The organism is Sorangium sp. So ce204 (assembly GCF_051526795.1).
GTDB classification, from domain to species: Bacteria; Myxococcota_A; Polyangia; order Polyangiales; family Polyangiaceae; genus Sorangium; species Sorangium cellulosum_B.
The window spans coordinates 224,495-238,018 of the sequence record NZ_CP150317.1 but is presented as its reverse complement, the minus strand read 5'-3'; the positions used below and the strand labels follow the sequence as shown (position 1 = coordinate 238,018).

Genomic DNA, 13,524 nt, shown 5'->3' with positions numbered 1-13,524 from the left:
GCGCCCGCTGCCCGCGAGCGTTCGGCCGGAGGCGCGCGGCGGTGTGTGGTAGCCTGCCGGCGCCATGACCGAGCTACTTGGCCTCGTTTTCTCGCCGTGGACGGAGAAGGCCCGCTGGGCGCTCGACGTCCGGCGCGTCCCCTACACCTTCCGGCACTTCCAGCCGCTCGTCGGTGAGCCGGCGCTCCGGGTGAAGCTCCGCCGGCTCACGGGCCGTGTCTCGGTGCCTGTGCTCACCACCGATGACGGGCGCGTGCTCGGGGACTCGGCCGACATCGCGCGCTGGGCAGACGGGCGCGGCGCGGGACCGACCCTGTTCCCTGTCGAGCACGAGGCCGACATCGCGCGGCTCATCGATCTATCGGAGCGCGGCCTCGCCGCCGGGCGCGCCCGCGCGCTGAGGCGCATGCTGGCCGACGACGAGGCGCTCGCCGAGATGGCGCCGAGGCCGATCCGCCGCGCGCTCCGCCCCCTCGCCTCGCGGCTGGGCGCGCTGGGGGTCGCCCGCACCCTCCGCAAGTACGAAGGCGACAAAGCCGACGGCGAAGCGCAGCGGCAAACGCAGGTCGCCGTGCTGGAGGAGATCCGCGAGATGCTCGCGCGTGCGGCGCCGTCCGGAGACGCGCCGCGGACGCTCCTCGGCCGCTTCACGTTCGCCGATATCGCGATGAGCCAGGTCCTCGTGAACGTGGCGCCGCCCGCCCAGCTGAAGCTCGGCGCCGCCAGCCGCCGGTGCTTCTCCGACCCCGACCTGCGCGATCGCTACGACGACCTGATCGCGTGGCGCGACGAGCTCTACCGCGCCTTCCGCACGAGCTGACCTGCCCGGTCGGGCGAGCGCGGTATTTCGAGCGCGGTGAAGCCCGGCCAAACCAGCATGGCAATGTGCTTCATCAAGGGGCTCTCTCCTTCAGGCGTCGAGTGAGACTGACCGGGAGCGCGGTCGCCCAGCGTGCCCCCACCGACCGCTGGCAGGCTCGCCCGCGACGCTCGGCCTCGCGTCGCGCCAGAGGCTCGATCGTGGACGCCGGATCTGATAGCGGTGGAATTCACCATGAAACAAGCGTGGCAAACGGACGAGCTGGGCCGCTTCTTGGAGATGTCCGTGGATCTGATCGGCATCGCCGGTTATGACGGGCATTTCAGGCGGGTTGGCCAGGCGTGGGAGCGCACGCTCGGGTTCTCGCGCGAAGAGCTCTTGTCGACGCCGTTCATCGACTTCGTGCACCCCGACGATCGAGAGCGCACGCTGGCCGAGTCGGCGCAGGTGTTCGCCGGCAGCGGCAGCGTGACGTTCACGAACCGCTACCGGTGTCGCGACGGCTCTTATCGATGGATCGAGTGGAACTCGTCGGTTCACCCGGAGGAGGAGCTCGTCTATTTCGTCGCTCGTGATATCACGGATCGCAAGCGTGCGGAGGAGTCGCTGCTCGAGGCCGAGTCCCGGTTCCGGGCGGCGATCGAAGGGAGCCTGGACGCCTTCTTCGTGCTCCGGAGCGCGTTCGACGAGGCCGGGACGCTCGTGGATTTCGTGATCACCGACGCCAACCAGAAGGCCCTCACGGGGCTGTCGTTGCCCCGCGAGGAGATCGTCGGCAAGCGGCTCAGCGAGATCTCGCCCGCCTCGCGCCGGCAGCTGGACAAGTACACGCGCGTCGCTCGGACCGGCGAGCGGCTCCTCGAGGAAGAGCAGAGCGAGGGTCCAGCGCACAAGGATGTGTGGTTCCAGCATCAGGTCATCCCGCTGAGCGACGGTGTCGCGATCACGATCAGGGACATCACGCCCTTCAAGCAGCTGGAGGCCGAGCTCAGGGAGGCGCTCCAGCGCCGGGCGATCCACGCGGAGGAGCTCGAGGAGAAGAACCGCCTGCTCGCGGCGGAGAACGCCGAGCGCGAGCGCACCGAGGCGCTGATGCGGCAGCAGCAGGAGACGATGCGCGCCATGTCCACGCCCATCATCCAGGCGTGGGAGGGGGTCCTCGTGCTGCCGATCATCGGGACCGTGGAGACCGGGCGGGCGAATGACATCATGGAGCGGCTGCTCACCGAGATCGTGCGGACGAGCGCGCGCTTCGCCATCCTCGACCTGACCGGCGTGAGCGCGGTGGACGCCGCGACCGTGGCGCACCTCCTCGCCGTGGTGCGCGCGGCGAACCTCCTTGGCAGCAGCTGCCTCGTCTCCGGGATCTCGCCCGAGATCGCGCGGACGATGACGGAGCTCGGCGCGGCGGATGGCGGGTTCAAGACCTTCGGCGTGCTCCAGAGCGCCTTGCGTTACGCGCTCTCCCGCTGCGGCGCCGAAGGCGCGCGGTGAGCCGCCCGGGCGCGCGCATCGACGCGCGCTCGAGCTGACGTGAGGCGGCGGGGAGCGCCTCGCTGACTGCAAGCGGATGACAGGCTGATGACGCCGCGCGGTCGATGCCGGGCGTGATTTCCGGGTGCCGTCTCCTCCCGCGGTTGCCCGGGAGGAGCGCGGGCACTATGGGAGCCTCCCCGAACGGCGCTGTCCGGTCGGGCCGTGCTCGGCGGGGACGCGCTGCCCGTGACCGGGCTCATCGCCACGAAAGGAACGCTCCAATGCCTGTTGACGTGAAGTACACGACGCAAGCCACGGCCCAGGGCGGCCGCGACGGCCACGCTGCCACGGCCGACGGTGCTCTCAAGGTCAAGCTCTCCACTCCGAAGGAGCTCGGCGGCGCTGGCGGCGAGGGGAACAACCCGGAGCAGCTGTTCGCGGCGGGTTATGCGGCCTGCTTCCTGGGCGCCCTCAAGTTCGTGGCCGCGCAGGAGAAGGCCCGGATCCCGGCCGACGCCACCGTGACGGCGAGCGTCGGCATCGGCCCGCGCTCCGAGGGCGGGTTTGGCCTCGACATCGGCCTGCGGATCGCGCTTCCGGGCCTGGAGCGGTCGCAAGCCGAGCAGCTCGTCGAGAAGGCGCACCAGGTTTGCCCCTACTCGAACGCCACCCGCAACAACGTCCCCGTCCGCCTAGAGGTCGCCTGACCTTCTGACGCCGCGCGCTCCCTCCACGGGGGCCGGCCCCTCATTCACGAGCTCCCGGTGGAGCGCCGCGAACGCTCCCCCCCGCGCGAGCAGCTCCGCGTGCGTCCCTTGCTCGACGACCCGCCCGTGGTCGAGCACGACGACGCGATCGGCGTGCCGGATCGTGCTCAGCCGGTGGGCCACGACGAAGCTCGTCCGCCCTCGCAAGAGCCTCCCGAGCGCCGCCTGCAGCCGGGCCTCGGTGAGGGCGTCCACCGCGCTCGTCGCCTCGTCGAGCAGCACGATGCGCGGATTGGCGACCAGGGCGCGCAGGAAGCACACGATCTGCCGCTGCCCGAGCGACAGCGCCGTCCCGCGCTCGCCGACCTCGGTGCCCAGGCCGTCCGGCAGCGCGTCGAGCATGTCGAGCACGTCGAGGCCCCGCGCCGCGTCGCGGATCTCCGCGTCGGTCGCGGCGGGGTTGCCCAGGCGCACGTTGTCGAGCACCGTCCCGCTGAAGAGGAAATTGCTCTGCAGCACCAGCCCGAGCTGCGCCCGCAGCGAGGCGGACGAGGTCGCCGCGAGGTCGTGCCCGTCGACGGTGATCGACCCCGCCGTCGGCAGGTAGAGCTTCGCGAGCAGGTTCAGGATCGACGTCTTGCCGCTGCCCGTGTGCCCGACCAGCGCGATCATCTGCCCCGGCTCGGCGACGAGATCGACCCCGTGGAGCACCGGCTTGCCCGGATCGTAGGCGAAGTGGACCCCCTCGAACACGACCCGGCCGCGCACCGGGGGCAGCGCCGGGAGGCCGCGCTCGTCGGGCCAGTCGGGCGCCGTGTCGAGCACGCGGAAGAGCCGTTCGGCGCCCGCCATCGCCGTGAGGGCCTGGTTGTATTGATTGCCCAGGACGGGGATCGGGTTGAACAGGAGGTTCGCGAGGAAGAAGAACTCCACGAGCACGCGCAGCTCGATCGCGCCGTGGAGCGCCTGATAGCCGCCGACGACAACGAGGACGGCCAGGAACAGCTGCCCGTTGAACTCGAGGAGCGGGAGGAACGTCGCCGAGTGGCGCGCCGCATCCATGTTGTAGCGGGAGTGGTCGAAGATCAGCGCGCGGAACAGCCCGCCGTTGATGTCCTGCCGCACGAAGCCCTGCGTCACGCGCACCCCCGTGACCGACTCGGCGAGCGTCGCGGTCACGCGGGTGAAGCTCTCCTGCGCGCGCTGGTGGGCGGCCCCGAGGCGCTTGTGGAAATAGACGATCAGCCCCCAGAAGACGGGGACCATCGCGACCACCACGAGGAAGAGCTGCCAGTGCGCGTGGGCCATCAGCGCCATCGCGACCGCCATGGTGCCGAGGTTCACCGTGCTCACGAACACGACGTCCTGCACCGCCACCCGGATCGCGTCGATGTCGGACGTCATGCGGCCGATGAGGCGCCCCACCTTCGTCTTCACGAAGAAGCGCATCGGCATGCGCAGGAGGTGGCTCTCCAGCCGATCACGCATGTCGAACACCACCGCCTCGCCGAGCTCGAGCGCGAGCCGCGCGCGGTAGTGGAAGACGATCTCGGTGAAGAGCACGAGCGCCGCGAAGCCGAGGACGGCGAGCAGCGTGGCGCGCTCGTCGCGCCGGGCCACCGGGCCGCTGATGATGGCGCCGACCGCCCAGGTCAGGATCGGGAGCTGGATCGACCTCACCACCACGAGGGCGAAGAGCGCGTTCCGCTTGCGCGCGTACGGGCGGGTGAAGGCGAACACCCGCCGCGCGAGCCCGAGATCGAGCGTGCGGTGGTGCTGGTCCTGCTCGTCTTCGAGCGCCACGCGCGCGAGGCCGAGGCGCGCGTCGATCGGCGCCGCCCCGGCCGCGGAGCGGGCCGCCCTCGACGCCGTCGCGGGGCGGCTCGGCGCGTCGACCCCGCGGCTCACGCCGACTCCTCGGCAGGGCGCGCGCCCGCGCGGCGCGAGGGGGTGTCGTCCGCCCGCGCCCCGACGGCGTGGGCGTCGTGCAGCGCGAGGGCGCTCGCGTAGTGGCCGCGCCGCCGGAGCAGCTCCTCGTGGGTCCCCCGCTCGGCGATGCGGCCCCTGTCGAGCACGATCACCTGGTGCGCGCGGCGGAGCAGGTGCGCCCTGTGCGTCGCCATGATCGTCGTCCGCCCCCGCGTCGCGCTGAGGATCGCGTCGAGGATCTCGCGCTCCGTGCTCGCGTCCACCGCCGCTGTCGGGTCATCGAGCAGGAGCAGCGGCGGGTCGAGCAGCACCGCGCGCGCGATGGCCAGCCGCTGCCGCTGGCCGCCCGAGAGGTTGGCCGCCGCCTCGCCGAGCTCGGTGTCATAGCCCTCGGGCAGCTCCCGGATGAACTCGTGGGCGCAGGCGATGACCGCGGCGCGCTCGATCTGCTCGCGCGTCGCGTGCGGGGCGCCGAACGCGATGTTCGCCGCCACCGTGTTGCTGAAGAGGAAGTTGTCCTGGAAGACGACCCCGATGCGCCGCCGGATCTGGTCGAGGTCGTGGCGCCGGAGGTCGATGCCGTCGAGCAGGACGCGCCCCGACGTCGGATCGTAGAAGCGCGGGATCAGGCTGAGCAGCGTGCTCTTGCCCGCGCCGGTCGGGCCGATCACCGCGACGAACTGCCCTGGCGCGACGTCGAGGTGGACGTCGTGGAGGACGGGCCTCTCCGGATCGTACCCGAACGTGACGCGCTCGAACACGAGGCGCCCCTCCACCCGCGCGGGGCGCGCCGGCGCCTCGGGGCTCGTGATCTCGACGGGGGTGTCGAGCACCTCGAAGACGCGCTTCGCCCCGATGAAGCTCTGCTGCGCGGTGTTGACGATCGTCGCCATGCTCGCGATCTGCCCCGAGAATTGCTGCAGGATGCCGGCGAACACGACGAGCTGCCCGAGCGTCATCCGGTCGCGCGTGACGAGCAGCCCGCCCATGCCGAGCAGGATGACGAGGTTCACCTGCCCGAGCAGATCGATGGTCGGGCTGAGCACGCTGACGGTCCGGAACGTCTCCTGCTGCTGCTCGCGCACCTCGCGGCTGCGCTCGTCGAAGCGGCGATGGGCCTCGCGCTCTCGCCCGAGCCCCTTGATGACCTGGATGCCCTGCAGCCCCTCCGTGAAGCTCAGGACCATGCGATCCACGAGCTCCCGGTTGCGGAGGTAGGCGGGCTGCGCCCACCGGGCGAAGAGCGTGCTCGCGATCCAGAGCAGCGGCGTCGGGGCGAGGCACGCGAGCGTCAGCAGGACGTGCGCGCGGAGCATGTACGCGACGTACACGCCGAGCGACAGGACCATGATGACGCTCGGGAGCAGCACCCCGTCGACGAAGGAGCGCACGAGCTGCACATCGCCGGTGACGCGGTTGATGAGCGAGCCGCTCTTGTTGGCGTCGAAGAACCGGAAGCTCAGCCGCTGGAGCTTGTCGTACACCCGCGCCCGGAGATCCGGAACGATCTCCATGTGGACGAGGTAGCCCACCGAGAGCGCGTAACCGTAGTTGATCACCGCGCGCGCGGCGGCCATCGCGAGGATGGCGGCGCCGATCGAGAGGACCGCGCGCATGGGCTCACGCTCGGCGTCGACCAGCCGTCCGAGGCCGGCCGGCAGCTCGGGCAGGTGGATCGACGGATCGAGCCGATGGCGGAGGATGTCGATGGCGAGCCCGGTCAGGCCGAGCCCAGCGAGCCCCAGCGAGAGCAGGACGATCTGGTAGCCGAGGACACGGAGGACGCGCCCCCGGTACGCCCAGCTCAGCCCGAGGAGCCGCAGCAGGAGCGAGCCCCCCTCGCGGGAGCGCCCTGTTTCAGACGAAGCGAGGGAAGCGAGGGAAGCGAGGGAACCGCCATCAGGACGTGAACCGGACAACATCAGCGCAGGGCACCTGGCATACCGGCCATGCCGGGGCCCGTAAGCTACCGATTTGTGCGGCGTTCGCCAGCGGCGGGGACACGAACCCCGGGGCGCGGCCCGCCAGTCGCTCGGACCGCCGGGCCAGCGCCCTGACAGGGCTCCTGGCGCTCCGCTAGTACATCAGGTTGCCCTGGCCGAGCTGGAAGTTGATGTTCGATCCGAACTGATCGCGCGCGTTCTGGACGCGCGAGATCGCGTTCGAGATCCGGCCCTGGCGCTGCGACCAGGTCGCCGCCGAGAGGCCCGCGGCGATCTCGGTCTTCGCCAGCTGGAGGCGATCCGTGGAGACGGGGTGCAGCGGCGTGCCGCCGACGGCGAGGACCTGCAGCGCGTCGTCGATCTCGGCCTCGGCCAGCTCCATCAGGCGCCTCTGGACGTCGGCGCTCGTGTCGTGGAACTGCTGGACGAGCACCTGGGCGGCGTTCAGGCGCTGCCTTGCGAGGTCGAGGTTGAACGCGGCGTTCAGCACGCGAAGGAACCGCCCGATCTTGATGATGTCGGTGTCGGGGAACTGAACGGGGCTGCCGAACCGCGCCTCGAGCTCCAGGCCGGCCGGCGAATCCCTGAAGAAGTTCGACACATAGAACGCCACCGCGCCCTCGATGTCGTTCCCGAAGGCGTTCGTGTGGAAGAACGGCGGCGTGTCCACGGCCTCGATGAGGGGCGGGGTGCTGAACGTGCCGTCGCCGAACCCGTTGAGAAAGCCGATGTCGAGGACATCGATGTTGGGCGAGGCCAGCCCGGAGCCGCCGAAGCCGCCGTCGAACGCGCCGATGGTGCCGGTCGCGGGGGCCTTCCGGGTGCCCGTGTCCAGGTTGCGGTTGCGCCCCGTGTCCAGGTGGTTCGCGCCCGCGTTCGAGTGGCACACGTTGCAGCGGCCCCGCGCAGGGTCGAGGAACGCCTGCCGCCCGTCGTTCGCCTCGGTATCGGCGAGGTTCACCTGCGTGAGGTCGAGCTCGTTCGTCCGGCCAAGGCTCATCTGGTAACCGAGCGTCAGATCGAGCTCCTCCTCCGTCGGGAGCCGGAAGGCGACCCCCGGCTCGCGGCCGAGATCCGTCGGGTAGTGCTGGGTGATCGCCCCGGTGAGGAACTCGCGCAGCGAGCCGGTGCCCGGGGCGCCGTCGCCCGACCAGCCCGTGCGATGGACCGGCGGGCTCGCTATCCCGTCCACCGGATCCGGCGTGATGCTCGTCGCCAGCGAGAGCGTGTGGGGGACCGCGCGCATCGAGAACTTGTTGTCGAGATCGTCGAAGCCGTCGATGTTCTCGCGGATCAGGCCGAGCGTCTTCAGCTCGGGCGTCTCGAGATCGGTCAGCCCCGGGTCCTGCTCGAAGACGAACAGCGGGTCGAGCGGGTTATCCACGAGCAGCGCGTCGATGAAAGGGATGTCAATCGTGAAGTTGTTTCCGACAGGATGGCACGTCCCGCAGGAGCGGCCGTTGCCCTCGAAGGTCTCGCGAAAGAAGATGTCGGCGCCCGCGCAGATCTCCCGCGTGACGAGCCCGGCGATCACGCGAGGATCCTGGTCGCACGCCGCGAGCCGCTGCTGAGCCGTGAGCGCGCTCGACGCCGCGCCGAGGGTTTCTACCTCGCCCTCGCCCTCCGGCGCGGACTCCGGCGCGGACGGCGCGCACGAGGCGAGGAGAGAAACAGAGACGATGGGAGCGAGGATCAAGGAACTCAATCTCGGACTTGGCATGACGCTCTCTCTTCCTGTTACGGGGTGTTCGACACCGATTTCGAACCACGGCGTTCATGGATGCGGCGCGCCGTTCGGCGGCAGCGCCGGGGAAACACAGGTGAAACCGACCTGGCGATACGCCGACGACCGACGACCGACGGCCGGCGGCCGACGCGCCGCCGGCGCTGCGGACGAGAGCCGGGGCGAGATGGCCGATCCAGGCCATCCGCGCGGCTTTGGAGGCACGCCGGAGGCTCGACGCCCGGTCCTCGCGCGCTCCATGCGACAAGCGCGCTCGGGCCGCTCCGCCTCGATACGACCCCCTGGCGGGGATCGCGCCACAGGCGATCTCAGGCGGCGATTACTTAGCGGACCGGACCAGACATGGCAACGTTCACAGACGTTCGCAGCACAAATCTGACTTCTTAACGAACCTTTACAAACAAGACCAAGAGACGACGTTCCCCGGCGGATCGGCCTGTGGCATCGCCGGGTATCGCCATGACGGCGGGCGGAGCGGGCGCGAGGAGGAGCCGTGAGCCCGGCTCCGCGGGCGTGCTCGGGAGATCGAAGCGGGACATGGGCGAAGGCCGGCGGCATCCCCCCACCGCTCTCGGTGAGGTCAGTGACCGTGCCGGCTCAATGGCCAACCTTTAGGTCGGCCGATGGCGCCCTTCCAACTCATTAGTAGCATGGGCCCCATGCATCCCGTGCATCTCGCTTCCATCGACCTGAACCTGCTCGTCGTCCTCGACGCCCTGCTGGCGGAGGGGAGCGTCACGCGCGCGGCGGCGCGCGTCGGGCTGAGCCAGTCGGCGATGAGCCACGCCCTCGGGCGCCTCCGCGTGTTGATCGACGATCCCGTCCTCGTGCGCACGCCGCGGGGGATGATCCCGACGCCGCGCGCGCAGGAGCTCATCGGCCCCATCCGCGAGGCCCTCACCAAGATCGAGGCGACGGTCGCGCGCAGCCCTCGCTTCGAGCCCGCGACGGCGCGCCGCTCGTTCACCGTCGCCACGGTCGATTACGTGGAGCTCATCCTGCTGCCGCGGCTCGTGCAGAAGCTCGTCTCCGAGGCGCCCTTCATCGACCTCGTCGCGCGCCCCTACGACAGCGAGATGTGGAGCGCCATGGAGACAGGCAAGGTCGATCTCGCGATCGGCCTGCTCCCCGCCTTGCCCGCGGGGTTTTACCGGCAAAGGCTCATCGAGGAGCGCTACATGTGCGTCGTGCGGAGGAGCCACCCCGCGGTCCGGGGCAAGCTCACGCTCAAGACGTACACGAGCTTGCCGCACGCGCTCATCAGCCCGCGCGGCGAGGGCGGAGGCCGGGTGGACGAGGTCCTCGCCGAACGAGGGCTCTCGCGCCGCGTGGCGCTGCAGATCCCGCATTTTCTGGTGGCGGCCCACATCGTGGCCCAGACCGATCTCGTGCTGACCGTGCCGGCGCGCATCGCGCGCGTGTTCGCGGAGATGGAGGAGCTGCACGTCATGAAGCCGCCCGTGGAGCTCGGCGGGTTCTCGGTGGATCAGGTGTGGCACGAGCGGCACGCGAAGGACCCGGCGCACACCTGGCTGCGCGGCGTCTTCGCGGAGATCGCCCGCGACAGCTGACGCGCTCTCCCGCGCGGCGGCCAGGCCTCGCGGGAGCACGGGCGAGCCGACGTGCCGAGCAGCGCAGCAATGAGCCGGTCAACCCGGGCTTCCGCTCAGCCCGGATCGCCGGGCGCGGCGATGAACGGGGCGCCCTCGGTCTCGGCGAGCTGCCGGTGGAGCGAGGTCAGGCGGGCCGTGACGGGGCCGCGCTCGCCGCGGCCGATCGTGCGCCCGTCGAGGCTCCTGACGGCGATCACGCCGGCGCCGGTGCCCGTCAGGAACGCCTCGTCGGCGGCGAAGAGGTCGAGCCGCCCGATCGAGCGCTCCACGACCGTGAGCCCGATGCCGCGCGCGAGCTCCATGACGGCCGCGCGGTTGATGCCCTCGAGGCACCCGTCGGTGGCCGGCGGCGTCGCGAGCACGTCGCCGCGGAGCGCGAACACGTTGGCCACGGTGGCCTCGGCCACGTGGCCCCGCGTGTTCAGGAGCAGCGCGTCGTCGGCGCCGCGCTGCCTCGCCTCGAGCTTCGCGAGCGCGGAGCCGAGGTAGTTCAGGCTCTTGATCCGCATGTCGAGCGCGTCCGCGTCGGGCCTCCTGTGGCTCGACGTGATGAGCTCGAGGCCGCGCCGCCGCTGCTCGTCGTCGAAGAGGCGGATGGCCCCCACGATGCAGAACAGCCCCGGCCGCTCGCAGGTCGTCGGGTCGACGCCGAGCGGGCCCACGCCGCGCGTCACCACGAGGCGCACGTAGGCCTCGGGCTGGCCGTGCGCGCGCGCCGTCTCCTCGACGACGGCGCGGAGCCCGTCGAGCGAGCGCGGGAGCGCGATGCCGAGCGCCCTCGCGCCGATCTCGAGCCGCGCGAGGTGGCGCTCGATCCGGAAGACGCGCCCCGCCGCGACGCGCATGCCCTCGAACACGCCGTCGCCGTAGAGCAACCCGTGATCGGTCACGTTCACGGTCGCGTCCGCAGCGTCGACGATCCGCCCATCGATCCATGTCTTCATGCCGTTCACCTCCTGCCCTCGCCCTGGAGGGCGCGCGCGACCCGCTCGGCGGCGTCGCGCGTGTGGTTCACCGCGGCGTCACGACGATCGCCGCGCAGGCTCTGGGCGGCCGCGGCGCAGGCGACGCAGCCGTGCAGGCCGCCGCGCGCGAGCACCGGGGCCGCGATGACGGTGAGCCCGTCGATCCACGCGCCCTCGTTGACGTCGTAGCCGCGCTTCGCGGCGCGCCGCGCGGCGCGGAGCGTGGCCGGGTCCGCGCCCGAGGCGCCCACGAGCTCGGGCGCGTGCGCGAGGTAGAGCCGGCCGCTCGCGGTGACGTCGATCGGCACCTCGGCCCCGACGGTGGGCGCCGCGCGCAGGAGGCCCGTGCCCTCCGCCTTGTCGAGCACGACGAGCCTGCCGGCGCGCGCGGCGACGAGGAAGAACGTCTCGCCGAAGGCGCGCGCCGCCCGCTCCAGCTCGGGCCTCGCGACGCGCGCGACAGCGTCGAGCCCCTGCGCCCCGAGCCCGAGCCGGATGAGGCCGACGCCGAGCCGGTAGCGCCCCTCCCCGTCCTGCTCCACCAGCGCGTGCGCGGCGAGCGACGCGAGCAGCCGGTGCAGCGTCGCCTTCGGCATGCGGAGCCGCTCCGCGAGCTCCGAGAGCGAAGCGCTGCCGCCCCCCTCGCCCAGCGCCTCGAGGGCGCGCACCGCCTTGTCGACCGTCCCGGATCGCTCCATGCTCGTTCCACTATTCGGAATTACGTTCCGATTATTGGTATACATCCATCCAGGGCCGCGGTCGAGGGCGCGCCTCGGGCGCGGCGCGGCGCCCCGGGATCCTCGCGGGATGGCGGGCGGAGGCGCGCGGGTGCCGGCGGAGGCGCGGGGAGAGCGGGCTCAGCGCTCGGGGCGACGCGCGCTGGTGTCGCTCGAGGGGGTCGGATAGCGTCTTCGGTCCCGCCGTGAGCTGCGGAGGAGAGGAGCACATGCGCAAGATCTCATCGGTCGTACTCGTCCACGGCGCCTGGCACAGCCCGTCCTGCTGGTCCCAGGTCGCGTGTCGGCTGCTCGGCAGCGGGCTCGACGTCCGGGTGCCAGAGCTGCGGAGCGTCGGGCCCACCGCGGGCGGCCTCGCGGCGGACGCGGAGGTGGTGCGGGCGGCGCTGGCCGACGCGCCCGGCGAGGCCGTCGTGGTCGCGCACTCCTACGGGGGGTTGCCGGTCACGGAGGTGGCGGCCCGCGCGGGCAACGTCGCCCACCTCGTTTACCTGTGCGCGTTCATGCTCGGCCCGGGGGAATCCCTGCTCTCGGCGATCGGAGGCCAGGAGCCGCCGTGGTGGATCACCTCCACGGATGGCCGGACGATGCTGCCCGACCGCGCGCGCGACATCTTCTACAACGACTGCAGCGACGAGGTCGCGGCCGCCGCGGCAGCGGCGCTGCGGCCTCAGTCCAGGGCGTCCTTCGCGGAGCCGCTGGGGGCCGCGGCCTGGCAGGAGCTGCCCTCCACCTACGTGATCTGCGAGCGCGACAACGCCATTCCGGTGTTCGCGCAGGAGGCGATGGCGCGGCGCGCGAGGGACGTGCGGCGCCTCGACGCGGGCCACTCTCCGTTCCTGTCGCAGCCGGACGAGGTGGCCGCGCTCGTGTGCGACATCGTCGCGGCCGCGGCCGGCTGAGCCGACGCCGGCGCGCGGCGACCACGCCGACGCGCGGCGACGTCGGGGCGGCGATCGCCCGCGCCCGGCCCCCGGAGCCGCATCGACATTTCGGCTCGGCCAGCGAAACGGCGGCGGAGGGCTGCCGTATCCAGCGAGCAGGGCGGCCTGTCGCGACGGCCTGTCGCGATGGGCAGACCCGCGCCCGACGCCGCCGTGGAGGATCAAGCCATGACTGTCCTGAACATCGCCTCGATCGAGAAGCTCAGCCTGCCCGGGCTCGCCCACCAGACCCTCGCCGGCCCTCGCGACGGCCTCCGGACGCTCGAGGTGTGGATGCAGACCGTTGCGCCGGGCGCGCAAACGCCGCGTCACCGGCACGCATGTGAGGAGGTGATCGTCGTCCTCCGCGGCTCCGGGACATGCGAGATCGATGGAGTGGCCCTCACGTTCGGCCCGGGCTCGACGCTCATCGTGCCGGCGGGCGTCCCGCACCAGATCGCGAACACGGGTGAGGAAGAGATGCACGTCGTCGCCGCGCTCGGCGCGGCGCCGGTCACCGTGGAGACGCCTGCCGGCGAGCGCATCGAGCTGCCGTGGGATCAGCACCGCTTCGCTCGCAAAAAGTGCGAGGCCTGACATTCATGCCGCTGCGCAGGCCGAGCCAGGCCGCACGCCGCGCTCCGGCGAGCTCGCCTGCCTCGCGCAA

Annotated in this window: 11 protein-coding genes; 6 read left to right on the top strand and 5 right to left on the bottom strand. The window is 71.6% G+C overall.

From position 1 onward, the window contains the following. Nucleotides 1–64 precede the first annotated feature (64 nt). The 3 genes from WMF22_RS00950 to WMF22_RS00940 all read left to right on the top strand — a co-directional run bounded on the left by WMF22_RS00950 (nucleotide 65) and on the right by WMF22_RS00940 (nucleotide 3,003). Nucleotides 65–820 carry a glutathione S-transferase N-terminal domain-containing protein gene (locus WMF22_RS00950; protein WP_437297236.1) on the top strand — a complete coding sequence of 252 codons (756 nt, stop codon included), beginning with the start codon at nucleotides 65–67 and terminating at the stop codon, nucleotides 818–820. A gap of 234 nt (nucleotides 821–1,054) precedes the next feature. Then, nucleotides 1,055–2,314, top strand: a complete 1,260-nt coding sequence (locus WMF22_RS00945; RefSeq protein WP_437297235.1) for a PAS domain S-box protein — start codon at nucleotides 1,055–1,057, stop codon at nucleotides 2,312–2,314. A gap of 263 nt (nucleotides 2,315–2,577) precedes the next feature. Further along, complete coding sequence (locus WMF22_RS00940) at nucleotides 2,578–3,003, top strand: organic hydroperoxide resistance protein (protein WP_437297234.1); 426 nt, start codon at nucleotides 2,578–2,580, stop codon at nucleotides 3,001–3,003. On the opposite strand, the gene WMF22_RS00935 is transcribed toward WMF22_RS00940, so the two are convergent. The 3 genes from WMF22_RS00935 to WMF22_RS00925 all read right to left on the bottom strand — a co-directional run bounded on the left by WMF22_RS00935 (nucleotide 2,989) and on the right by WMF22_RS00925 (nucleotide 8,571). Further along, a complete protein-coding gene (locus tag WMF22_RS00935; protein ID WP_438034539.1) occupies nucleotides 2,989–4,911 on the bottom strand; it encodes an ABC transporter ATP-binding protein in 1,923 nt (640 codons plus the stop codon). The genes WMF22_RS00940 and WMF22_RS00935 overlap by 15 nt on opposite strands. Then, a complete protein-coding gene (locus WMF22_RS00930; protein WP_438034538.1) occupies nucleotides 4,908–6,854 on the bottom strand; it encodes an ABC transporter ATP-binding protein in 1,947 nt (648 codons plus the stop codon). Before WMF22_RS00930 ends, WMF22_RS00935 begins: the two co-directional genes overlap by 4 nt. 154 nt (nucleotides 6,855–7,008) lie before the next feature. Continuing rightward, complete coding sequence (locus WMF22_RS00925) at nucleotides 7,009–8,571, bottom strand: hypothetical protein (RefSeq protein ID WP_438034537.1); 1,563 nt, start codon at nucleotides 8,569–8,571, stop codon at nucleotides 7,009–7,011. A gap of 707 nt (nucleotides 8,572–9,278) precedes the next feature. Here WMF22_RS00925 and WMF22_RS00920 point away from each other — a divergent pair. Then, on the top strand, nucleotides 9,279–10,190 hold the full coding sequence (locus WMF22_RS00920; protein ID WP_437297230.1) for a LysR family transcriptional regulator: 912 nt from the start codon (nucleotides 9,279–9,281) through the stop codon (nucleotides 10,188–10,190). A 95-nt stretch (nucleotides 10,191–10,285) separates the two neighbouring features. Here the strand turns inward: WMF22_RS00920 and ilvE are convergent, their stop codons facing one another. Together ilvE and WMF22_RS00910 are read right to left on the bottom strand one after the other, a co-directional pair. Further along, nucleotides 10,286–11,176 (bottom strand): branched-chain-amino-acid transaminase, encoded by an 891-nt coding sequence (gene ilvE, locus WMF22_RS00915; protein WP_438034536.1) that lies wholly within the window; start codon nucleotides 11,174–11,176, stop codon nucleotides 10,286–10,288. A gap of 5 nt (nucleotides 11,177–11,181) precedes the next feature. Beyond that, nucleotides 11,182–11,895, bottom strand: a complete 714-nt coding sequence (locus WMF22_RS00910) for an IclR family transcriptional regulator (protein ID WP_437297228.1) — start codon at nucleotides 11,893–11,895, stop codon at nucleotides 11,182–11,184. A gap of 248 nt (nucleotides 11,896–12,143) precedes the next feature. Between WMF22_RS00910 and WMF22_RS00905 the strand changes: the two genes are divergently transcribed. Beyond that, on the top strand, nucleotides 12,144–12,836 hold the full coding sequence (locus WMF22_RS00905) for an alpha/beta hydrolase (protein WP_438034535.1): 693 nt from the start codon (nucleotides 12,144–12,146) through the stop codon (nucleotides 12,834–12,836). A gap of 210 nt (nucleotides 12,837–13,046) precedes the next feature. Continuing rightward, a complete protein-coding gene (locus WMF22_RS00900; RefSeq protein WP_438034534.1) occupies nucleotides 13,047–13,454 on the top strand; it encodes a cupin domain-containing protein in 408 nt (135 codons plus the stop codon). Nucleotides 13,455–13,524 lie beyond the last annotated feature (70 nt).

Excerpts from the sequence above, each read along its gene's own strand:
- WMF22_RS00950 (WP_437297236.1), top strand. The coding sequence starts at position 65 with ATGACCGAGCTACTTGGCCTCGTTTTCTCGCCGTGGACGGAGAAGGCC.
- ilvE (WP_438034536.1), bottom strand. The coding sequence starts at position 11,176 with ATGAAGACATGGATCGATGGGCGGATCGTCGACGCTGCGGACGCGACC.
- WMF22_RS00900 (WP_438034534.1), top strand. The coding sequence starts at position 13,047 with ATGACTGTCCTGAACATCGCCTCGATCGAGAAGCTCAGCCTGCCCGGG.
- WMF22_RS00920 (WP_437297230.1), top strand. The coding sequence starts at position 9,279 with ATGCATCCCGTGCATCTCGCTTCCATCGACCTGAACCTGCTCGTCGTC.
- WMF22_RS00940 (WP_437297234.1), top strand. The coding sequence starts at position 2,578 with ATGCCTGTTGACGTGAAGTACACGACGCAAGCCACGGCCCAGGGCGGC.
- WMF22_RS00930 (WP_438034538.1), bottom strand. The coding sequence starts at position 6,854 with ATGTTGTCCGGTTCACGTCCTGATGGCGGTTCCCTCGCTTCCCTCGCT.
- WMF22_RS00905 (WP_438034535.1), top strand. The coding sequence starts at position 12,144 with ATGCGCAAGATCTCATCGGTCGTACTCGTCCACGGCGCCTGGCACAGC.
- WMF22_RS00910 (WP_437297228.1), bottom strand. The coding sequence starts at position 11,895 with ATGGAGCGATCCGGGACGGTCGACAAGGCGGTGCGCGCCCTCGAGGCG.
- WMF22_RS00945 (WP_437297235.1), top strand. The coding sequence starts at position 1,055 with ATGAAACAAGCGTGGCAAACGGACGAGCTGGGCCGCTTCTTGGAGATG.